Source organism: Saccharococcus thermophilus (assembly GCF_011761475.1).
In the GTDB taxonomy this organism is placed as follows: domain Bacteria; phylum Bacillota; class Bacilli; order Bacillales; family Anoxybacillaceae; genus Saccharococcus; species Saccharococcus thermophilus.
In genome coordinates this window covers 899,960-921,388 of sequence record NZ_JAASRS010000001.1, presented here as the reverse complement: position 1 = coordinate 921,388, position 21,429 = coordinate 899,960, and the positions used below count along the sequence as shown (strand labels likewise).

22 protein-coding genes and 2 pseudogenes are annotated in these 21,429 nt (G+C 46.7%); 8 read left to right on the top strand and 16 right to left on the bottom strand.

Features of this window, described 5'->3' with window-relative positions; translation table 11 throughout:
• Positions 1 to 18: 18 nt before the first annotated feature.
• From glpK to BDD39_RS04820, 4 genes are all read right to left on the bottom strand, one after another.
• Positions 19 to 1,509: a glycerol kinase GlpK gene (glpK, locus tag BDD39_RS04835; protein ID WP_166908640.1), complete on the bottom strand. Its 1,491-nt coding sequence runs from the start codon at positions 1,507 to 1,509 to the stop codon at positions 19 to 21.
• Between the two features lie 19 nt (positions 1,510 to 1,528).
• Entirely contained in the window at positions 1,529 to 2,353 is an 825-nt protein-coding gene (locus tag BDD39_RS04830) for an MIP/aquaporin family protein (protein WP_166908638.1), read from the bottom strand.
• Positions 2,354 to 2,561: 208 nt separating this feature from the next.
• Positions 2,562 to 2,972: a sporulation protein gene (locus BDD39_RS04825; RefSeq protein ID WP_166908636.1), complete on the bottom strand. Its 411-nt coding sequence runs from the start codon at positions 2,970 to 2,972 to the stop codon at positions 2,562 to 2,564.
• Between the two features lie 205 nt (positions 2,973 to 3,177).
• Positions 3,178 to 3,429 (bottom strand): hypothetical protein, encoded by a 252-nt coding sequence (locus tag BDD39_RS04820; RefSeq protein ID WP_166908634.1) that lies wholly within the window; start codon positions 3,427 to 3,429, stop codon positions 3,178 to 3,180.
• Positions 3,430 to 3,758: 329 nt separating this feature from the next.
• Between BDD39_RS04820 and cspD the strand changes: the two genes are divergently transcribed.
• The 3 genes from cspD (at position 3,759) to BDD39_RS04805 (ending at position 6,340) form a co-directional block, all read left to right on the top strand.
• Positions 3,759 to 3,959, top strand: coding sequence for a cold-shock protein CspD (gene cspD / locus BDD39_RS04815; RefSeq protein WP_003251474.1), 201 nt, complete (start codon positions 3,759 to 3,761; stop codon positions 3,957 to 3,959).
• A gap of 323 nt (positions 3,960 to 4,282) precedes the next feature.
• Complete coding sequence (locus BDD39_RS04810) at positions 4,283 to 5,851, top strand: IS200/IS605 family accessory protein TnpB-related protein (protein WP_166908632.1); 1,569 nt, start codon at positions 4,283 to 4,285, stop codon at positions 5,849 to 5,851.
• A 222-nt stretch (positions 5,852 to 6,073) separates the two neighbouring features.
• Positions 6,074 to 6,340 (top strand): DUF2564 family protein, encoded by a 267-nt coding sequence (locus BDD39_RS04805; RefSeq protein WP_166908630.1) that lies wholly within the window; start codon positions 6,074 to 6,076, stop codon positions 6,338 to 6,340.
• Between the two features lie 54 nt (positions 6,341 to 6,394).
• Here BDD39_RS04805 and BDD39_RS04800 read toward each other — a convergent pair whose 3' ends face one another.
• Positions 6,395 to 6,613: a zinc-finger domain-containing protein gene (locus tag BDD39_RS04800; RefSeq protein WP_166908628.1), complete on the bottom strand. Its 219-nt coding sequence runs from the start codon at positions 6,611 to 6,613 to the stop codon at positions 6,395 to 6,397.
• Positions 6,610 to 7,287, bottom strand: coding sequence for a ribonuclease H family protein (locus BDD39_RS04795; protein WP_166908626.1), 678 nt, complete (start codon positions 7,285 to 7,287; stop codon positions 6,610 to 6,612). Before BDD39_RS04795 ends, BDD39_RS04800 begins: the two co-directional genes overlap by 4 nt.
• A 252-nt stretch (positions 7,288 to 7,539) precedes the next feature.
• Between BDD39_RS04795 and BDD39_RS04790 the strand changes: the two genes are divergently transcribed.
• Entirely contained in the window at positions 7,540 to 8,469 is a 930-nt protein-coding gene (locus BDD39_RS04790) for a DMT family transporter (RefSeq protein ID WP_166908624.1), read from the top strand.
• Between the two features lie 73 nt (positions 8,470 to 8,542).
• Positions 8,543 to 8,680 carry a small, acid-soluble spore protein L gene (gene sspL / locus BDD39_RS04785; protein WP_166908622.1) on the top strand — a complete coding sequence of 46 codons (138 nt, stop codon included), beginning with the start codon at positions 8,543 to 8,545 and terminating at the stop codon, positions 8,678 to 8,680.
• Positions 8,681 to 8,717: 37 nt separating this feature from the next.
• On the opposite strand, the gene acnA is transcribed toward sspL, so the two are convergent.
• Positions 8,718 to 11,438: an aconitate hydratase AcnA gene (gene acnA, locus BDD39_RS04780; protein ID WP_166908620.1), complete on the bottom strand. Its 2,721-nt coding sequence runs from the start codon at positions 11,436 to 11,438 to the stop codon at positions 8,718 to 8,720.
• Positions 11,439 to 11,657: 219 nt separating this feature from the next.
• On the opposite strand from acnA, the gene sspO reads away from it, so the two are divergent.
• A complete protein-coding gene (sspO, locus tag BDD39_RS04775; RefSeq protein WP_017434996.1) occupies positions 11,658 to 11,807 on the top strand; it encodes a small acid-soluble spore protein O in 150 nt (49 codons plus the stop codon).
• A gap of 77 nt (positions 11,808 to 11,884) precedes the next feature.
• On the opposite strand, the gene BDD39_RS04770 is transcribed toward sspO, so the two are convergent.
• On the bottom strand, positions 11,885 to 12,145 hold the full coding sequence (locus BDD39_RS04770; RefSeq protein WP_166908618.1) for a hypothetical protein: 261 nt from the start codon (positions 12,143 to 12,145) through the stop codon (positions 11,885 to 11,887).
• 125 nt (positions 12,146 to 12,270) lie between these two features.
• Between BDD39_RS04770 and BDD39_RS04765 the strand changes: the two genes are divergently transcribed.
• Positions 12,271 to 12,417, top strand: coding sequence for a small acid-soluble spore protein P (locus BDD39_RS04765; protein ID WP_166908616.1), 147 nt, complete (start codon positions 12,271 to 12,273; stop codon positions 12,415 to 12,417).
• Between the two features lie 96 nt (positions 12,418 to 12,513).
• Positions 12,514 to 12,897, top strand: a complete 384-nt coding sequence (locus BDD39_RS04760; protein ID WP_166908614.1) for an alpha-crystallin domain-containing protein — start codon at positions 12,514 to 12,516, stop codon at positions 12,895 to 12,897.
• A 103-nt stretch (positions 12,898 to 13,000) separates the two neighbouring features.
• Here BDD39_RS04760 and BDD39_RS04755 read toward each other — a convergent pair whose 3' ends face one another.
• From BDD39_RS04755 to BDD39_RS04720, 8 genes and pseudogenes are all read right to left on the bottom strand, one after another.
• Positions 13,001 to 14,335: a 6-phospho-beta-glucosidase gene (locus tag BDD39_RS04755; RefSeq protein ID WP_166908611.1), complete on the bottom strand. Its 1,335-nt coding sequence runs from the start codon at positions 14,333 to 14,335 to the stop codon at positions 13,001 to 13,003.
• Complete coding sequence (locus BDD39_RS04750) at positions 14,332 to 14,661, bottom strand: PTS sugar transporter subunit IIA (protein ID WP_166908609.1); 330 nt, start codon at positions 14,659 to 14,661, stop codon at positions 14,332 to 14,334. Before BDD39_RS04750 ends, BDD39_RS04755 begins: the two co-directional genes overlap by 4 nt.
• An 11-nt stretch (positions 14,662 to 14,672) precedes the next feature.
• Positions 14,673 to 15,413 carry a chitin disaccharide deacetylase gene (chbG, locus tag BDD39_RS04745; RefSeq protein WP_166908607.1) on the bottom strand — a complete coding sequence of 247 codons (741 nt, stop codon included), beginning with the start codon at positions 15,411 to 15,413 and terminating at the stop codon, positions 14,673 to 14,675.
• 10 nt (positions 15,414 to 15,423) lie between these two features.
• A pseudogene (locus BDD39_RS04740) lies at positions 15,424 to 16,272 on the bottom strand (PTS sugar transporter subunit IIC); the annotation flags it as partial.
• Positions 16,273 to 16,332: 60 nt separating this feature from the next.
• Positions 16,333 to 17,514, bottom strand: coding sequence for an IS701 family transposase (locus tag BDD39_RS04735; protein ID WP_081189990.1), 1,182 nt, complete (start codon positions 17,512 to 17,514; stop codon positions 16,333 to 16,335).
• A gap of 120 nt (positions 17,515 to 17,634) precedes the next feature.
• Positions 17,635 to 18,150 (bottom strand): annotated as a pseudogene (locus tag BDD39_RS04730) (PTS transporter subunit EIIC); the annotation flags it as partial.
• 15 nt (positions 18,151 to 18,165) lie between these two features.
• Entirely contained in the window at positions 18,166 to 18,501 is a 336-nt protein-coding gene (locus BDD39_RS04725; RefSeq protein ID WP_341801483.1) for a PTS sugar transporter subunit IIB, read from the bottom strand.
• 127 nt (positions 18,502 to 18,628) lie between these two features.
• On the bottom strand, positions 18,629 to 21,325 hold the full coding sequence (locus BDD39_RS04720) for a sigma-54-dependent transcriptional regulator (protein ID WP_166908603.1): 2,697 nt from the start codon (positions 21,323 to 21,325) through the stop codon (positions 18,629 to 18,631).
• Positions 21,326 to 21,429: the final 104 nt, after the last annotated feature.

Sequence of the window (21,429 nt, the reverse complement as noted above, 5' to 3'; positions counted from 1 at the left end):
TCGGAGAGCCCCTCCTTTTTATTTAAACGCCATCGCAGCTTTCACCGCTTTTTTCCAACCTGCATAAAGCGCTTCTTGTTTTTCTTTTTCCATTTGCGGTTCAAAGCGGCGCTCTAATTGCCACTGGACGGCAATTTCATCGCGGTCTTTCCAATAGCCGACGGCAAGCCCGGCCAAATAGGCGGCGCCAAGCGCTGTCGTTTCATTAATGACTGGGCGCTCTACCGGCACACCGAGCATATCGCTTTGAAACTGCATGAGGAAGTTGTTTTTCACCGCTCCGCCGTCGACGCGCAACGTTTTCAAGGCAATGCCGGAATCCGCTTCCATCGCCGCCAGCACGTCTTTCGTCTGGTAAGCGAGCGATTCCAATGTCGCGCGAATGAAATGTTCTTTCGTCGTGCCGCGCGTCAAACCGAATACCGCGCCGCGTACATCGCTATCCCAATACGGCGTGCCAAGGCCGACGAATGCCGGCACGACGTAAACGCCGTCAGTCGAGTCGACTTTTTCCGCATATGCTTCGCTGTCTGCCGCCTGCTTCAGCATGCGGAGCCCATCGCGCAGCCACTGAATCGCCGAACCGGCGACGAAAATGCTGCCTTCAAGCGCATATTCGACTTTTCCGTCAATTCCCCAGGCAATCGTCGTTAACAATCCGTGTTTCGATTGCACCGCTTTTTCGCCCGTATTCATCAACATAAAACATCCAGTGCCGTACGTGTTTTTCGCCATTCCTTCCGCAAAGCACTCCTGCCCAAACAGCGCCGCCTGCTGGTCGCCCGCCGCCCCGGCAATCGGCACTTCGACGCCGAAGAAATGATATGGAATCGTTTTGGCATACACTTCGGAAGATGGACGCACTTCTGGAAGCATCGATTTCGGAATGCCTAAAATCGTTAAAATTTCTTCATCCCATTGCAACGTGTGAATGTTAAATAACAATGTGCGTGACGCGTTAGAGTAGTCGGTGACATGGGCGCGGCCGCCGGAAAGCTTCCAAATGAGCCACGTGTCGATCGTGCCGAACAACAAGTCCCCTTTCTCTGCTTTCTCCCGCGCTCCTTCCACGTTGTCTAAAATCCATTTTACTTTTGTTCCGGAAAAATAAGGGTCAATTAATAAACCAGTTTTCTCACGGAATAAGTCGTCATATCCTTGCTGTTTCAATTGCTCGCAAATGTCGGCCGTCTGCCGCGATTGCCAAACAATGGCATTATAAATTGGTAGCCCTGAATGTTTATCCCATACGACCGTTGTTTCCCGCTGGTTCGTAATACCGATCGCCGCCACTTGTTCCGGCTTTATTTCCGCCTCAGAAAGGACGCTGGCAATGACGGCTAACACCGAGCCCCAGATTTCATTCGCGTTATGTTCGACCCATCCTGGTTTCGGAAAATATTGCGTGAACTCTCGTTGCGCGATATGAACGATTTCTCCCTTTTGATTGAACAATATTGCGCGTGAGCTTGTTGTTCCTTGGTCTAGTGCAAGAATATATTGTTCCACTGTCATTTCTCCCCCTTTATTACATTAAAACATTTTTTGGCTTGTTGTAGGTAGCTGTTTTTCCTTGATAAACATACGCGATCAAAAGCACGACGGCGATGGCGATAAGCACGTACCAAAACGCCGCGGTGAGCTTGCCCAAAAATACCGCCTTATAAAACAGACTGCCAAAAGAACCTCCTAAAATCGGTCCGACGACAGGCACCCACGCATAAGCCCAGTTCGACGGACCTTTGCCAGGAATCGGCAGCAGAAAATGGGCGATGCGCGGACCTAAGTCGCGCGCCGGATTAATCGCGTACCCGGTCGTGCCGCCAAGCGACAGTCCAATCGCGACAATAAGAAAGCCAACGACAAACGGATTCAGTCCTGCGGCAAATTTATTGGCTCCTATCGCCAAGATGCCGAGCACGAGCACAAACGTCCCGATCATTTCACTTATTAAGTTGGCAACATAGTTCGGCACCGCCGGACCTGTCGCAAATACGCCAAGTTTGACGCCAGGATCGTCCGTTTCTTTCCAATGTGGAAAATAATGGAGATAGACAATAACGGCGCCAATCATCGCTCCAAGCATTTGCGCGACAATATATTTCGGCACATCTGCCCACGGAAAATCACCGCTAAACGCCAATGCAATCGTCAGTGCCGGATTTAAATGGGCGCCGCTATATTGGCCAACGGCATAGGCGGCGACAGCGACGGCAAGCCCCCATCCCATCGTAATGACGATCCAGCCGGAATTTTGCGCAAACGATTTTTTCAAGTTCACTCCGGCGCAAACTCCGCCTCCGAAAATAATCAGCAGTGCAGTACCAATAAGTTCCGCTACAAATGATGACATCTTTTTACCCCCTTGTCCTGTAACGTTCGCAACTGCTAGGCTTTTCTTTTTCCTCTATCGCAGCTGCATTTCGGCGAAAAAGACAAAAACCCACACACTTCCCCTAAACTGCTCGAGGAATATGTGTGGGTCTCCGATTTCTCCGCCACAAACTATTAACTTACTTATAAGGTTAATGGATTGTGTAAGCGTTGTCAATAGATTTAAATTAATTTTCTTTTAATCTTGGCAAAATTTGAATATAGTCGAAATCGAGCGTATCGACCGCATCCTCAATATCGAGGCGGGTGATAAATCGGTATGACAATCCAGACTGTGAAGGCGGAAGCGAATCAGGAAGGTGATACGAAAACGGAATCTCCTTTCTCTGTCCCGGTTCGATGATAAACGTTTCCGCCACTGGTATCGTCGCAATGACGGCATCCACTTCCTTGCCGCTATGCAGCGTTTTTTGCACCAGCTCTACATCGAGCCTTGTTATCTTTTGTTCCACCGTTCCGCCGTAAATATGCAGCACACCGTCAATGCATTCCCCAGGACGCAGCACCGTTTTATTTAAAATCAAATCGACATACGCCGATCCGACTCCTATTCTTGACATCATTTTGCGCAATAACATCTTCCACACCTCTTGGTTCTTTTTCGTTCTTCATATAGTACGAAGCAAAGTGAAAGTTTGTTTCGTTATTTGCCATAAAAAATAAACAGACTTGTGCTTCACACAGCAAAAGTCTGTTCCTGTGAGCGAACAGGCAAAACAAGTTACCGTTTTATTGATAACGCTTACGATGTAGGATATAGCATGATTGGTTGTTTGTCAACGGTTATTCGTACACATTTTCATTTTCAATAATATAATCAATGCGAATAACCGGAATGTCATTTCTTTCGACCTCGGCAACGATGAAACCGATGCGGTCATTGTAAATGCAAAACGTTTCTTGTCCTTTTCGGAACGCCGTCTCTCCGTAAGAAAGCACCATGTTGTAAATTTTATTGTCCGAAAAATAGCGCCGGCTGACTCGATTTCCTAAGCGAACAATCACATCTTTCCCCGCGATTTTCCCGCGGTACATCCGATCCATCCCCCTTTTCATCCCTACTATTCCAATGTATGGCACTTTTCCTCCATCCATTCTTACTTTTTTTCTTTTACCAAACTATTTGGACGACGCCGCAAAAAATCCCTGCTTTTTTCCCTTTTATAACTTTTTTCGGAAATTTCCTTTCTTTTTCTTGACGATGCCTTTCCATTGGTGTATAGTAAAGTCATCACATAACAGAATATATTTCAGGCATGCAGCGTGGTTATACACCTTAGATTGCTGTGGGGTATATTCCGTTATTTGATAAAAATCTTGAAGTTAGCCTGATCGGCTAAAGGTATTAGGAGGAATTCAGTATTATGCAACGTGGTAAAGTAAAATGGTTTAACAATGAAAAAGGTTACGGTTTTATCGAAGTAGAAGGCGGTTCTGACGTATTCGTACACTTCACAGCGATCCAAGGTGAAGGGTTCAAAACGTTGGAAGAAGGCCAAGAAGTTTCTTTTGAAATCGTTCAAGGCAATCGTGGACCTCAAGCTGCTAACGTTGTCAAATTATAAGGCGTTCGTTAACATAAACGAAAGAACGTAATCGAAGCCAATGAGAACTGAAAGACCGGCCGTGCGCCGGTCTTTTTGTTTGGCGCGCATATTTTTTCTTCTTTCGCAAACACTATCCGCTAGGAGGTATAAGCAGTTTATTAAACATCTATAAATAAATACCTCCTGTTATTGGACGTAAAGAGGCGGATGTTCTCCAGCTTTTCCCTCGTTTCCTGCCTTATGATAAAAAATCATCTCCCCCTTCCTCATGGAAAAAGGAAAGGAAGAAAAGTTAGCGAATATATGTTCTTGAGAATCCAAACAAGGGGGAAGGCAAGGGGATGAAAACCGTTCGGGGGATGAAAATCGTTTCTCATGATGAATCACAACTTCGTTCATTAGATGAGTTGATGCGCGTCTTTGGTTCCGCGAAGCGATACGCGTTTAACCGTTTGCTCGAGGGAAGAAGCGCAAAAGACATCATCAAGCACCTTCCGCGCCAATTTTGGCTCAACAAACGGTTTGCCGAAGATGCGGTCTTGCTTGCTCAATCGCTGATTTCTTCCCAACGTGAGTTACTTCCAATAAGGCTGGAGGATGTGCGGGCGAAAATCGAAAAAACGGAAAAGAAAATTGATGAGTACCAACATGGAAGAAAAACATCGGAGAACGTCGATCTTCCAACATGTCTAGGTGGATTGCACCAACGGTTAGAAAAGCTCAAAGCGAAAGAAGCCCAGCTAAAGCACCATCTCGATCATGGGACGATTCCATGTGTGATTTTTGGCGGAAGAGAGAACTTTTATAAGCGCTTGAAAGGAAACATCACGAACGAGGAATGGAAAGACTTACGCTCGAATCAGTTGTACGCCAGAGGGGATAAAAGCAAAAAAGGAAATTTGAATATTCGTCTCGTGTATGACGAGCACACTTATAAATGTTATGTAGAAATTGCGAATCCACTTGGACAACCAAAAGGGAAACACGCTCCCCGCTTGAGGTTTCCTGTGTTGGTTCCTGAAAAATATGAAGAGGAAATCATCGATCTCGTTATGGGAGAACCAGTCGGAGTAAATGCAAAAGGCAAGCCGATCATCGAATATCGACCATATACCGTTGAAATCAAACGCAAAAACGGGGAATATTATGTCCATCTCATTTATGAAGAAGAGGTATATGGCAGGGAACTTGCCTATGACGAACCGATTCAAGCGGAACGAATCGCTGGCATTGATATCAATATTGATCGAATCGCCGTAAGCATCGTTTCGAAACAAGGAAACTTCATCCAATCGAAAGGGTTTTATTGTCATGAACTCGAATATGTGCGGGCGAATAAACGAAACAACATCGTTGGAGAAACCGTACGAGACGTGTATGACTGGCTGCTTCAAGAAAATGTTGGGGCAGTGGTCATCGAAAACATTCAACTAAGACAGCGGCACGATACGGACAAACGATTCAATCGTTTCACTCATAATTTTAAAAAGAAAAAACTGACGGAAATGATCCTTCGTCGGGGGATGCGGCTTGGTTTTCGTATCAAAAAAGTGAATCCGGCGTATACCAGTGTTATCGGGCGTTTTAAGTATATGAAGAAATACGGGTTATCCGTCCATGAAAGTGCCGCTTTGGTGATTGGCAGACGGGGATTAGGGTATCAGGAACGATTGCCAAAGGAACTTATTGACATCATAAAAACGAAAGTGAAACGCCATTTGATTGCGGTGTTAGGGTCGATGGAAGAATCCTATAAGCAATCAAAAAGTGGAACGAAACAACGACAATATCTAGGCATGATGTTAAAAAAGATCAAGAACTTCAAAGAAGAACATGAATGGTCATTATGGAACATCTTGCATAAATTCTGCTGGCTGAACCAGGACCAAATTCAACTGAAGGAGGTGTAACCCTGGTTACTAAAATCGTTGTCGTGTACTGACCGAGGGAAGGAATGGTGCACGACAGGCGCCGTCGCTGACAGCGAGCCACGGGTTGTCTTTCACAGCAGGTGAGACATTAGGATTCCCTTCCTGATGGAACTCGGTGAGAATCCGAGCGGCAAGCGGTGTTTCCTGGTTCCATCGCGATATGTCGATTTTTTATAGATTTTAGTAACCAGGTGTTGGCGATTGGAACGGAATATCGATATTCATACCGGCTATAACGATGTAAAACAGGTAGAAATGTTTGTCGAAACAGCCGAAAAAATGGTCGGACAAGCGACGATGAGCTTGGACAAGGAGATGCTCGAAGGGGCAAAACAAGCGGTCGAAAATGCCCACGCCCAGCTTTCCCGCGCCCGCGCGCAAGCGACTGGCGTGGATGAAGAGTTTTTCAAACATTGCGAACAGAAACTAGAAAGAGCAGAACACCAATTAAATGAGGCGCTGCGTTAGGCTGCTGGCCATACGAAAAAGGACTTCCCACCCAGTGTGAAGTCCTTTTTTGTGCTATTCGGCGGAACGCGAAGAAGCGGCTAAAAGCATCGCCCCATACTGCCGCATTTTCTCGCCGACCGTGCATTGGTTGATGCAAAACGATTGCGCATATGTTTTTCCGTATTCTTTGCGGAAGGTGCTTTTTAAAAAGCAGCCTTCGCAATACGTTTGCTGCAATTCCGTAATTTTATCTAATATTTCTTTTCGCTTGTTTGGCTTTTTCTCTCTCATTTTTCGCCTAATCCTTTCTCCGTAAGTTCCATCATGCTTGTGATCACCTGCCCGGCAAGCGCTTGGCACGCAAGTTGATCGGCTTCTTTATTTTGCTTTCGCGAAATCGGTTCATAAATCGGCTCAATTCCCAATTCACTCATCTTTTCTTCGATGCGGTCGAGCCACGCGTTATAGTCGTCTTCGAAACACGGCCAGTCGCCGAACAACTGCTTCAAAACAACATGCGAATCCCCGCGGAAAGTAACTGGCAAATGATGAACACCAAGCTCCTCGAGCATTTGCATTAAAAACCAAAATGCGGCGTATTCCGCTTCATTGTTGGACTTTAACTCATCAAGCTGGAGGTTGGCGCGCAAACGATACCGCTCATTGTTTTGCTTATAGTAAATGACGACACCGACCCCGCCCTTTGCAGTCGCATGGTCAAAGCCGCCGTCAAAGTAAGCGATCACATCATGCGGTTCGCGTTCTATTTCTTTTAAAAGCTTGTTTAGCTCTTTTTTCGACCATGTCACACCACGATGGTCGATAAAATGTATTTCTTTTACCCGTCCAGTTTTTTCGAAATCTTCGGCTAATACCAGTGCCTCTTCCGCGCGGATAAAGTCGGAAGTCAGCACCACTTCGCGTTTTTTCGGCGTCATATATGTCCAATGGATCCTAACGTCCAAATCATTGTCACCCTTCCATCGTCCATTCCGTACCGTATTCCTATTTTCATTATACAATGATAGTCAAGAAAACAGGTAAAGCAATCATTTCCCTTTTCATTACCTATATTATGCACGATTTGTTTAGATATCAACCTTTTCGTTTTCCAGCGCATATTTTTTCAAAAAAGTGTGTTCTTTTTCAGCGATTTATAGTATACTACCGCTCGACTATGTTTATTTTTTGAAAAATAGCAAAACGGGGGGATCGAGTTGAAAAAACGCTGGATCGCCGATATCAGCCTGCTGGCGGTGACATTCGTCTGGGGAGCGACGTTTGTCGTCGTGCAAAATGCGATTTCGTTTCTTGAACCGCTTTCGTTTAATGCCGTCCGCTTTACCTTGGCGGGAGTATTTTTGCTGCTATGGCTGGCCATTTTTCATCGCTCTCTTTTTCGGCATTATACGTTGCCGCTCTTTCGCGCCGGTATATGGATGGGGCTGTGGCTATTTAGCGGCTACGCGTTTCAGACGATCGGCCTGCTGTATACAACCTCATCGAAAGCCGGATTCATTACCGGACTCAGCGTCGTGCTTGTGCCGTTATTTTCGTTTCTCTTTCTCAAACAAAGACCATCGCTTAACGCGGCGATCGGGGCGGTCATCGCCACTGTCGGCCTTTATTTTTTGACGATCGGAGACGGAAAAATGATGCTGAACCGCGGCGATGTATTCGTATTTTTTTGCGCTGTTTCATTTGCAATGCACATTATTGTCACCGGGAAGTATTCGTCCCGCCATTCGACGCTGTTATTAACGATGACGCAAATTTTTACGGTAGCTGTCATGTGCGCCATATTTGCGTTTTTGTTTGAAGATGCCACGCAAATGTGGAATATGGCGGTGCTTCGGAAACAAGAAGTATGGAGCGCGCTTCTCATTACGTCTTTGCTTGCCACCACCGCCGCCTTTTTAATACAGACAAACTTTCAGAAATATACGACAGCCACCCGCGTCGCCCTCATTTTTGTGATGGAACCCGTTTTTGCCGCCCTGACCGCTTACATTTGGGCGGGAGAGCGGCTCACCGCTTCCGGCGTCATTGGCTGCATTGGTATTTTAGGCGGCATGATTCTCTCTGAACTGCCGCTGGCGTGGATCTTTGGAAAATGGTGGCGGACAAAGCGTCATTTTACTTCATGAACCTCTTCCAGCTGCGTTTCATTTTCATATTTTCTTGCTAGACGGTGATACTATGCCCATGGAGGTGAGTGCGATGGCAAAAAACGGCGGTAAAAATCGCGGAACAAAGGCGCCTGGCGTCAATCCGCAAGGCTTTGGCCAAGACGCGACACGGACCCCAGACCCGAAAAGCAAACTAGAAGATGCGGCAAAACGGTCGAATACGAAATAAAAGCAGGCTTCCGTGATGGAAGCCTGCTTTATTTCGTTTATTGTTTCACTTTTGCCAATTTTTCACGCAACACCATTGGCAAAATTCCGCCGTGGCGGTAATAGTCGATTTCGACTTCACTGTCGAAGCGGACGATCACTTCAAATTCTTTTTTCTCGCCCGTATCTGGATTTGTCGCTGTTACTTTAACAAGGTCACGCGGTTTGACGTTTTCATCAATATGCACTTCAAATACTTCTTTGCCGGTTAAGCCGAGCGTTTCCGCGTTTTCCCCTGCTTTAAATTGCAGTGGCAGCACGCCCATGAGCACCAAGTTAGAGCGATGGATGCGCTCAAAGCTTTCCGCGATGACCGTTTTAATGCCAAGCAAGAACGTTCCTTTTGCTGCCCAGTCGCGGGAGCTTCCCATTCCGTAATCTTTGCCGGCAATGACGACAAGCCCTGTGCCGTCTTGTTTATATTTCATGCATGCGTCGTAAATCGACATGACTTCGCCTGTAGGCCAGTAAGTCGTATAGCCGCCTTCTGTGCCAGGAGCGATTTGGTTGCGGATGCGGATATTTGCGAATGTACCGCGCATCATCACTTCATGGTTACCGCGGCGAGATCCGTAAGAGTTGAAATCTTTCGGCTCGACGCCTTTCGAGATGAGATATTGACCAGCAGGTGTATTTTTGCCGATCGCTCCAGCTGGCGAAATATGGTCGGTTGTGACAGAGTCACCGAATTTGCCGACGACGCGCAAGCCTTTGAGCGGTTCAACTTTGCGCACGTCTGGCGACAGGCCTTCAAAGAACGGCGGATTTTGAATGTATGTCGAATTTTCATCCCATTGATAAAGTGGTTCATCCGTCGTTTTGATCGCATTCCAGCGCGGATTGCCGTCGAACACGCGCTCATATTCTTTACGGAACAATTCTGGGTCGACCGCTTGTTTGACGACTGCTTTTACTTCTTCCATCGATGGCCAGATATCGCGGAAGTATACGTCATTGCCGTCTTTGTCTTTGCCGATTGGTTCGTTTAACAAGTCGATATCGACCGTGCCCGCGAGCGCGTAAGTGACCACCAGCGGCGGCGATGCCAAATAGTTTCCTTTCACTAACGGATGGATCCGGCCTTCGAAGTTGCGGTTTCCGGAAAGAACGCTTGTCACAAGCAAGTCGTTTTCAGCAATTGCTTTTTCCAGCTCTGGCGCAAGCGGCCCGGAGTTACCGATACATGTCGTACAACCGTAGCCGACGATGTTAAAGCCGAGTTGTTCGAGATATGGAAGCAATCCCGAATCACGCAAATAGCCAGTTACGACTTTCGAACCTGGTGCAAGCGATGTTTTTACATATTTCGGAACTTGCAATCCTTTTTCCACCGCTTTTTTCGCTACTAAACCAGCGGCAATGAGCACATATGGGTTCGAGGTGTTCGTACAGCTTGTAATCGCGGCAATGACAACGGCGCCTGTTTTCATTTTCACTTGTTCGCCGTTTAACGTTACCGTAATTTCTTTGTCGAGGTCCGCTTCCGTTAATCCGAAGCCTTGGTTGCCTTGCGGCGCTTTCACCGCATCGCGGAACGCTTGTTTCATTTTCGAAAGCGGAATCAAGTCTTGCGGACGTTTCGGTCCGGACAAGTTCGTTTCGATTTCGGACAAGTTAATTTCGACAACATCCGTAAACACTGGCTCTGGCGCATCTGGAGTGTAGAATAAGCCGTTTGCTTTGCAGTAGGCTTCCACTACTTGGACATGATGCTCATCACGGCCGGTTAAGCGCAAATAGTCAAGCGCTTCTGCGTCGACCGGGAAGAAACCGCATGTCGCACCGTATTCTGGAGCCATGTTGGCGATCGTCGCACGGTCTGCAAGCGGCAATGTCGCTACGCCTGGGCCAAAGAATTCAACAAATTTGCCGACCACACCTTTTTGGCGAAGCACTTGCGTCACTTTTAGGGCAAGGTCTGTCGCTGTCGAACCGTCTGGCAGTTTTCCTGTTAGACGGACACCGATGACTTCCGGTACTGGGAAGTAAGAAGGTTGTCCAAGCATGCCGGCTTCCGCTTCAATTCCGCCGACCCCCCAGCCAAGAACGCCAAGACCGTTGATCATTGTCGTATGGGAGTCCGTGCCGACCAGCGTATCCGGAAACGCTTCATATTCGCCGTTCTCTCCTTCTACGGTATGAACGACGTTAGCGAGATACTCCAAGTTGACTTGGTGGATAATCCCAGTTGCCGGCGGAACAGCGCGATAGTTGTTAAACGCTTTCTGCGCCCATTTTAAAAATTTATAGCGCTCAGCGTTGCGCTCAAACTCCAAGTTCATGTTGTACTCTAACGCATCGCCCGTTCCAGCGCGGTCCACTTGCACGGAGTGGTCAATGACAAGGTCAACTGGAATTTCCGGGTTGATTTCATATGGGTCGCCGCCTAAATCCGCCATCGCTTTGCGCATTGATGCCAAGTCCACGACGGCTGGCACACCAGTGAAGTCTTGCAAAATAACGCGCGACGGCTTAAACGGAACATCGATGTCTTTCATTTCCGGCGTTCCCCATTTGGCAAGGTTTTCGACGTGCTCTTTTGTGATCACACGCCCGTCTACTTGCCGGAGCACCGATTCTAATAACACTTTGATTGAGTACGGCAAACGGGAGATGTTGCCGATCCCTGCCTCTTCAAGCGCTTGCAAACGGTAATAGTTGTATTTTTTACCGTTTACTTCAAATGAAGAGCGGGCATTGAAAACGTCTTGTTTCGCCATATGTATTACCCCCTCACTTCAATACTATACTATTTTTTCGCGGCAAAGTCGAAAAAATAGCATGAATTCTCCCAATACCCGTAAATTTGGTACGTTTTTATCTTATTATAACGAAGGACATGTTGTAAATAGAATTTCGAAGGTTTCGTCATATATCCGCTTTCATAGATGAGCATAAAGTTGTCTTTCGGTCGCAAACTAGTATCGGAGGTGAAGAGGATGGGCAAACGAAAAGCCAATCACGTCATTCCGGGCATGAACGCGGCAAGCGCGCAAGGAATGGGCGCCGGCTATAACGAAGAATTTTCGAATGAACCATTGACAGAAGCGCAACGTCAAAACAATAAGAAACGAAAAAAGAACCAATAACCTTGCGCTTGTTTCGTCATCCCGACCTGCCGTAAGCGGATGCAAACAAAAGGGAATGTCGGATGGTGACATTCCCTTCATTGTATTTCATTAACTTCATCGACAATCGCCTGCAAGTCGTTGCGAAACTTTTCGAGCTGCGCCCGCTGTTTTTCCGAGGCGACTTCAAGCGCATTGTTAATTTGTTCAAACGCTTCGTTCACCTCTTGCTTTAAATGGCTTAATTGATGGCCGTAATCAGCTTGGTCGCGCACTAAATGGTCATGCCATTCTTTCGCTTCCATCGTTGCCTTTTGCGCCGCTTGAAACGCTTCTTGTTTCGCTTTATGATAAGCCATGATCGCTTCCTCCTTTGCTAATGGCGGTCATTCATTACTTAGCGTTTCAAACATGGCGCAAATTATACCGCGAATAATGAAATAGGGATGACGGCATGCTAGTAAACAAAAGGAGGGGGATGGACATGACCAATAAAAACACAGGCACAGACATGCGCAAAAACGCGCCAAAAGGCAATAATCCGGGGCAGCCGGAGCCGCTGGATGGTTCGAAAAAAGTGAAAAATCGGAACCATACGCGGCAAAAACATAATTCCAGCCACGACATGTAATAATAATTTTCCGCTCCCGCCGCGAACCTTTTCGGTGATGCTGCATACGATAAACAACAGCGATACAGTTTAACGATGCGGAGGGAGCTTTCCATCGTGCATAAAAGTGGCGAAGAACCAAATGAGCTGCGGCAGTGGATTGAGTTGTTATGTAACGATCCGCTTGCATCTCTGTTGGACGAAACGATCTTTCGCGTCGAAGTGCTCGAGACAGAGGAAGACTATATTATCGAAGCAGAGCTTTGCCATTGTCAAAAAGAACATATTGTCGTACTGCGCGAAAGCCGTTCCCTTTCGATTCAAATCCAGAAAAACGGCGGCACGGAAAAACAGCGGACGGTTTTATTGCCGTTTTCGCTTGCGGACAAATGTATTTCCGCGCATTTTTCCGCACCTATTTTAGAAATTCGCATCAGTAAAAGCGCACGGCAAAATGATGCGCAACCACAAGTCAACACGGTCATCGACATCAACGAGTAGGCTCTTACAAAAAGGGCTTTTTATTTACATAAAATATTTATCGGAAAATGTAATCTGATGCAAAAAGCCCAGCTTAGGTTTCCCTTGCTGGGCTTCGCTATTATCATACAGATGTTCGCTTAAAAAACTGCGGCAAATACTCTTTATGCGCCTCTAGCATTTCGTTTAAAATTTGTTTTGCGATCGTATCCGACGGCACAAGCGGATTGATCGTCATCGCCAAAAGCGCCGTGTAGTAATCGCCGGTGACCGCCGCCTCTGCCGCGACGCGTTCAAACGATTTGATTTGCTGCACCAATCCGCGCACCGCAACTGGCAAATCGCCAACGGCAATCGGCTTCGGGCCCTCTTTCGTAATGATGCAGTTGACTTCAACGGCAGACTCGCTTGGAATGCTGGCGATCGCACCGTTATTTTGCGTATTGACCGTCTGAATGTCCCGCTTGTCGTTATAAATGGAACAGATTAGACTGCACGCTGCATCGCTGTAATAAGCGCCGCCGCGTTTTTCCAGCTGCGGAGGCTTCACGTTTAAATTCGGATCTTTATAGAGCTCAAATAACTCTTCCTCCAGCTTTTGTACTACTTCGGCACGCGTTCCGACTTTTTTGGCAGCCTCTAATTCTTCCTCGAACATTTTACTCGTTTGAAAATAGTAACGATGATACGGACATGGCAGCAGTTTCAATCCCTTTAGAAAATCAGGCTCCCAGCCAAGGTCAGCGATATTGCGCATCGTCATGCCAGCTTTATCGCTGTTTGTCAATCGATCGATGAGCTGATCCATAATATTGTTGCCGTCCAAATAGACGTTAAGCCCAAACACCATATGGTTCAGCCCGGCAAAATCAATGTGGACGCGGCTAGCATCGACATTGAAAAGCTTTGCCACTCCCATGCGCATGCCAATCGGCACGTTGCATAAACCGACTGCTTTTTTATGATCGCTATAACGCAGCACTGCTTCCGTCACCATGCCCGCTGGATTGGTGAAATTAATGAGCCAAGCATCTGGGCAAAGCTCCTTCATGTCACGAATAATATCGAGAATGACCGGAATCGTCCGCAATCCTTTGAACAGCCCGCCCGGTCCGTTTGTTTCTTGGCCGATGACGCCGTATTTCAGGGGAATCTGCTCATCTTTCGCACGCGCTTGAAGCCCGCCGACACGAAATTGCGTTGTCACAAAATCGGCACCCTCGAGTGCCCGGCGGCGATCGAGCGTCAAATGAATGTCAAGCGGTACCCCTGCTTTTTTGACCATTCGTCTCGCCAATTCACCGACGATCTTCAGCTTTTCCTCCCCTTCAGGAATATCGACAAGCCATAATTCACGGACAGGAAGCTCATCATACCGCTTAATAAATCCTTCGATTAGTTCCGGCGTATAGCTCGATCCGCCGCCAATGGTAACAATTTTTACGCCTTTGGCGCTCATATTTTGCCTCCTCCCTTGTGTTGCAATGTTTCATACAGTTCGACAAACTCGTTGGCTAATTCTTTCACGGTAATCGCATTCATTAAATGGTCTTGCGCATGCACCATTAATAGCGTAACACTCTCTTTCTGTCCCCTTGCTTCATTTTGAATTAGCTCTGTTTGAATATGATGGGCGGCTTGCAATTCCTCCCCCGCCTTTTGCAGTTGCTTTTTCGCTTCGGCAAGGTCTCCTCTTTTCGCAGCGACAATCGCCTCCATGGCATGGCTTCTTCCGTTTCCTCCATGGAGAATCATTTGAAATACGATTTCTTCATACGTTTGCATATCGTTCTCTCCTACATTTGTTTTAATTCGCGATACGTGATCCGTTTTACTCCCCGCTTTTCCAACGCATCCCGCACATCCGGGTCGGTTAAAATCGCCAATTCATTGACGCGCTCGCTACAGTACGAACTGCCGGTAAACAAAGGAACGTCAATGTAGGCTGGGTGGCACATCACTTCGATCGTCTGACCATCATTCACTTCATCAAACAGGGACAAAAAATATTCTTTTGTTAAGCCGCGGCCATAAAACTGATGGAGAAATACATCAACCGCCCGCAAATGGCACGTTTTTTTTGTGCGTACCGGCCGAATCGGAAGATCGTATTGTTCAGCCAGCTTCTGTACAATAGGAAATACACATGGATGTTCATGGACATGATGATGGCTATCTATATGTGTCGGTGTTAATCCAAACGACAAAAACGTTTCTAGCTGCGCCGTAAGTTCCCGCTCGATATCGCCCGGATCGGCGTAAAACAGCTGCGCATCACGCTTGCGAAACTCACCGTCTTCGTTGACTAGCGAAGGAACATCCACTAAAATCGGTTTCCCGCACGTTAAGACAAAGTGAATGCCTACCCCAAGCGCCGGATTCTCCTTTGCCAGGCGGACGGCATGTTCCGTCCCTGGCATGTTCACCATCATCGTTGTCGATGTGACAATGCCATGTTGAAACGCTTCTAAAATACCGTAGTTAACCCCTTTGGAATAGCCGAAATCGTCCGCGTTGATAATGCAATAAATCGCCATTTTCTTCGCCTCACATTTGCTTCGCCGTATTCGAGTCGGTTGGAATATCCACCGTCCCTCTTTCTTCCGCCGTCTTCTGCTTATCCCACATCGCAAAAAATGGATAGTAAATGGCTAATGAAATGAAAAAGTTAATCATTTGCAAAATGCTTCCGGAAATTTTTCCGCCCGTCGCCAAATAGCCGCTAATAATGATTGGAGTGGTCCATGGCACGGCGACGCCGCTTGGTTTGGCCACAAGTCCCGTCGCCATCGCCACATAGGAAACAATCGTCAACACAATCGGCACTAAAATAAATGGAATAATGAGAAGCGGGTTCATGACAATCGGCATGCCAAATGTAATCGGCTCGTTGATATTGAAAATGCCCGGGGCAATCGCCAATCTTCCTAAGCTTTTCAACTGCTGGCTTCGCGCCCTCAGCAGCATCGCGATCGCCAACGCTAGCGTTGCTCCCGATCCGCCGATATAAATCCAAAGGTCAAAAAATTGCTGAGTAATAACGTTCGGTAACTCGGCATGAGGGTTTTGCTGGAACACCATACGGTTTTCATCCATCAACGACAGCCAAATCGGCCCCATCACTCCCCCGACAATGGCCGCACCGTGCAAACCAGTCGACCAGAGCAACTGCACAAGCAGCACCGCCACAACGGCGCCAAATAAGCTGCCGCCTAACGCGCTTAGCGGTTTATTTAGCAACACCGTTACGATATTATGAAAGCTTTCAAATGGCGTAACCTCTAAAATTAAACGGGCGACCCAAACAGTACAAAGCACGGCAAATCCCGGAATAAGCGCCACAAATGATCGCGATACGGCCGGCGGTACGCCGTCAGGAAGTTTAATAACAATACTGTAGTTGAGCAATTTTCATTACAATAATTACCATGTAAAAAGAGACAAACGGAGTACCCCTTATGCCACATGAAGCTGTTTTTTAACGACATCAATGGGAATATCTTGTTTGGCTGCATCGTAAATAAACTCCACGAGGCTATGTCCTTTCTTCTTTCGAAGGAAGTCAAGCCCGGTAGAGAAATCGCTGTTGGATTCGACCATACTGTACACATAAGCGAGTTGCACCAAGATCCAATACCGTTTCACCGCCCGACGTTGACGAACGCGGTACCCATCGAGCTTCAGCTGGTCTTTCGCTTGTCGAAAAAAGCATTCGATCGACCAACGCTGGGCATAGTAGCGCAAGATCTCTTCATCGCTTAGCTCCCGGTCGGTGCTCAAGACGCAGTGAAGATGTTCAGGTGTCATCGGCTGATCGGCTTTCCAAGCCAACAACACAACGGCATCATCGAGACCTTTCAGCGCTCCCTCGTAGCGATACACGCGATAACGCTCTTCTCCCACCGTGACGAGATGGGTGTCTTCCGGTTCGATGTAGCGTGCAAACTGCTTGGCTTGGATCGCAATGCCTTTTGGATAGAGAACCCGATTCGTCTTGAGCATCGCAATGACGTGGAATCCTTTTTTCAGGCAGGCTTCCACGAGTGTTTTCGATGGGTACCAAGAATCCATCAGCACATAAACAGAACCGTGCACATCCAAAGAAGAAAGCATCTCGATGGCCCATTGACCCTTGCTTTTCCCATCCGCCTTGTCGTAGAGGCGAAACGCAAAGGGAAAGGCTTGCGTCATCGTATGAACCATGAGCCAGACGAGAGAGTGTCCCCAAATCGACTTTTTGTCCGCGTGAGAATAATGCCAATTACACCCTTCAATAGCGTGTTTCGCCTGTGACGAAGGCTTCGTTTTTCGGCAGATCGTATCATCGATCGAAACAAAAATGGGGTGATTCTCTCGCTTGGCCGTTCGTTCCACATGACGAAGCATCCACTGCTGGAGTTTGCGAAGCAAGATTTCTTCATCCCAAGGGCTTTTCGTGAAAAAATGGCTCAGTGTCGTTCGATGGTTGGGATGAAAGCTCTCGTGATGCAGATCGGTCAAGGTTCCCGCAAATCCTTTCGTTGTCAGCGCATCGATAATATGAATGAGATGCTTCATGACCGGCTTAGAGAAATAAAGGGCCAGCCCCAACATTGCGAAAAACTTGTCGATTCCTTGGTGATGTGGTAGTCTATTCATGAGACATGAACCTCCTTGAGAATGGTTTGGTGACACATCTATTCTAATCAAGGAATCGGGTTCATGTCTCCTTTTTTGTATGGATGTAAATTTATGTTAGTGAATTTGCTCATCTACAGTAACAATATTTTTTTGGATAATTTTTCGATAAATTTCGGTGGAAACGATCGCTAGAATCATCGCGACAAACAGCCCTTTGCTGCCAACCCATTGCACCGGAATGCCGCCGCTGACCATAATCGCTTTTTTCGCGCCGTCCGGAACAAACGGCACTTTATAAGGGGTCGCCAATAAAAATGCCGCAAGCGAAATGGCGCCAGCTGACAGCGCGTCCACTTTGTACTTTTCGGCCAGCCGATAGGCAACTCCAAAGCTGACCACAAGCGCCATAATGTCAAATGTCGCTCCGACTGGATACAGCAGCTTTTCTAACCATTGATCGCCGAACAAATTCGCCATAAATTCGTTATAGCCTGGAATGGGAAGATACCCAAGAATTAAAAATAAAGACCCGATAATTAACAATGGCATCGATAAAATAATTCCGTCACGAATGGCTTGAAGATGTCTTTGTTCGGCAATCCTTCCCGCTACCGGCATGATGTTCTTCTCTAACACACTGATAAACCTATTCATCAGTTGCGCCCCCTCTTATCGTTTTAATCGCAAAGCAAGATCCAACACACCTGCGCCATTGACACGCCCATAATCGGCAGGATTAATCACATCAACCGGTATTCCGCGCGCTTCTCCTTCTTTTTTAAAATGCGCCAGCTTATAGCGAATTTGTGGCCCAAGCAGCACGACATCCGCTTGGTCTAGATGGTCCCTTGCCTCATCGGCGGATACAGCCCAAATGTTTGCATCGAGCCCTCTTTCCTTCGCAGCTTGCTGCATTTTCGTCACCAATAAGCTGGTCGACATCCCTGCCGCACAGATAAGTAAAATATTCATTTTCTCATTCCTCCTTTTTTTGCTGTCACCGATTACATATGCAATATTCGTGCCAATGCGTGAAAACGCAGGAAAACAAGCCGGTGGCATCAGTGTGTTAAAGATGAGCTGGATTGTGTTATGCAAACGCTTACAAAAGAGTTGCAAAATAGACCGCAAATTACGTTTGTGTGTTATTCCTTTCGCCGCAGTAATGGAAAAACTCCATCATATAACACAGTTCATCATCGTCTATATGAACATCGTATATTTGTTCAAGCGGCTGTACCCCGTTTTTTACCGCGGTGTACAAAGCAATATGTTCCTTCATATATTTTTCCTTTTGTTCAAATCGGACCGTATGCCCCCCGGAAATGAGACGGTCGATCATGCAGCATACATGCAAAACAATTCCGACGACATCATGGCAATGGACATGGATGTTTAATTGTTTCTGAATAGCGGCAAGGGACGCCCGAACATGCTCTACCGCTTCTGTTACGGATATATGCCGCAAATGTTGTTTTAACTCTTCGGCCATTTGCGCGTATGTTTCCTCGTTGTCAATCATCTCTTGTATCCGTTTGATCGCTCGCAAGCTTAACACCTCTGCAATATGAAAGTGTGGAATATGTTCAGCAACAGAAAAATTACTCACAACGCATATGATGCGATAGTTTTCCTCCAGCTTTGCCAACGTCTTTTTCATTGCCGCTTCATTGTCTATATGGATAGGTATAATTTTCCACCGCTCTATATCAAACTGCAAATAAGTTTCTAATATTTTTTTCAATGCGACGGCGCTGCCCTTTCCTGTCAAACAGGCGGTAACGATCGCCAGCGTTTCCCGTTCTGGCGCTGTTTCCTCCCATAGAGGCTCTCTTGTGTAGAACGGAACAGCGGTCATTACGTCTTCGTAAATTTCATCAAGCGAATAGCCTAGTATTGCTTTGCGCGCCGCTTCTAGCACATGGGGCGTGCTTGCCGCGGAAATCACCTTTACCGGAATGGAAAGGTCTTTTTCTAGCAATTTGGCAAATGTAACAAGCGAGCCCATATCCACTAATAGAAGCGCTCCTTTTTGAGTTGCGTTCTGTTGGATAAGCGCTTTTGCCTGTTCGTAAACATGTTTTGGCTCCGCATGAAGCGGCATATCGACCGCTTTCACATGGCCGGTCGCCAAAAGTTGGTTGACCACTTCAGCAATAGCCGATGCCACCCCATTCCCGTGCATCATCACGAAAATGGATACATAATCTTCCTCCTCTTCCAATACCTCTTGATTCATAGCAAAGAACATCGTTAAAAATCCTGCTTCATCGATGGGAAAATTGACATTTGTATGTTCTTCAATCATATTGAGGCAATCAAGAGCCAATGCAAACTCGTTTTTATAGGCGGACCGTACTTTATTTAACTGCGGATTGATCATCGTTTTTCCGCCAAGCATGCGGTTTAACGATGTTTGAATATGAAGCGCAAGCCCGTACATAACTTTCTCCGGCAAACGTCTTTTCAGCTTCTTTTCCGCATAAGCGATAATCATTTCCGTCAACGAGACAATCGAAGGTTCAACAATTTTTTCTAGATCACTGCTAGTATGAATACGGCGATTAATTCCTTTCATATATTGCGAGAAATAGTTTTCAATGTCGATTCCCATTAATAGTTCCAATTCATCGCCATGAATACCACGTGCCTTTAATTCGCTATATTTCCGCTCGATATCCTCATAAATCGTTTCATGATCGGTTTCTTCTGTTTCAAATTGCCCTCCTTCTCCTTGCGGCGAGAAAATATAATAGCGGTGGTGCAACGAAAATGGCTCCGCATGCTGGTTTTTCTTTTCCATAAAAAGCCCGTTTTTGATATAAATCGGCAAATCAGAGCTACTGATCCGTACGGTGTCTTTTTTCGCCGTTACATAATCCGCATAAGCCTTGGCGCATGCTAACTGAATATCAGCTTTTAACTGACCGACGTTGCTTGGACAAGGATAAAACAAAAAGGCGCGAATCGTATTAGCGGAAACGTATATTTCCTTTCCGAGGCGAACCGCTTCTTCTTGAAAAAATTGAAATACAAGACGATAGCGTTCCCCAACCGTTCGTTCTCTAAGCGGTGGCAGAAATATATTCATCGGAATTCGGCGGCGAAACGTAGTCAACAAGTTGGATTCCGGATTTTCCGTCGTCGCGCAAATCAGCAATACATTGGCGTTTCTCTCTACGTCCGTTTCACCAAGACGGCGATATGTACCATGATCCATAAAGGTAAACAACATTTCCTGTCCTTCCGCCGGAAGACGATGCACTTCATCCAAAAATAAAATGCCTCCATCTGCCTTTTCGAGCAGTCCCTTTTTTTCTATCGCCCCCGTGTACGCTCCCTTTCGTACCCCGAACAATTGTCCAAGCAGCAATTGTGGATTATTGGCGTAGTCCGCGCAGTTAAATGTCACAAATGGAGCATTTGACGGAAACTTTTGAATATCAACGGCAAAAGCATGGAGAAGTTTGGCAAACATCGATTTGCCTGTGCCTGTTTCGCCAAGAATAAGCATATGCATTCCTTTCGGTGGATAAAGGATCGCTGCTTTCCCTTGTTCGACGGCAATCGCTAAACTTGGATGCTGATAGGAAAGCTCATCTAATTTTGTGGCAAATATTTTTTCCGCCCCCTGTTCGGCAATAGCAAACCTCACTGGTCTTCCCGGCAGTTTTTTCGCCTTTCCTTTCCGCCACAGTTTATTTAAATCGCTGCTGACGTTAGCGCGGTCCAGATGCAATGCATCCGCCAATTCCTTCGCACTGACCCACCGATTTTCCTCTGCTGTCCATTCTTTTAGTTTTTCATAGATCCGGTCGATCCGTTTCATGGCAGCTCCCCCCTATAAATATGTTACGAGACAGAAAGGGGAAAATACTTGTTTTTGCTAAAACATCCACGGCCATCGATAACACCGTTTGGACAACTGTCCGT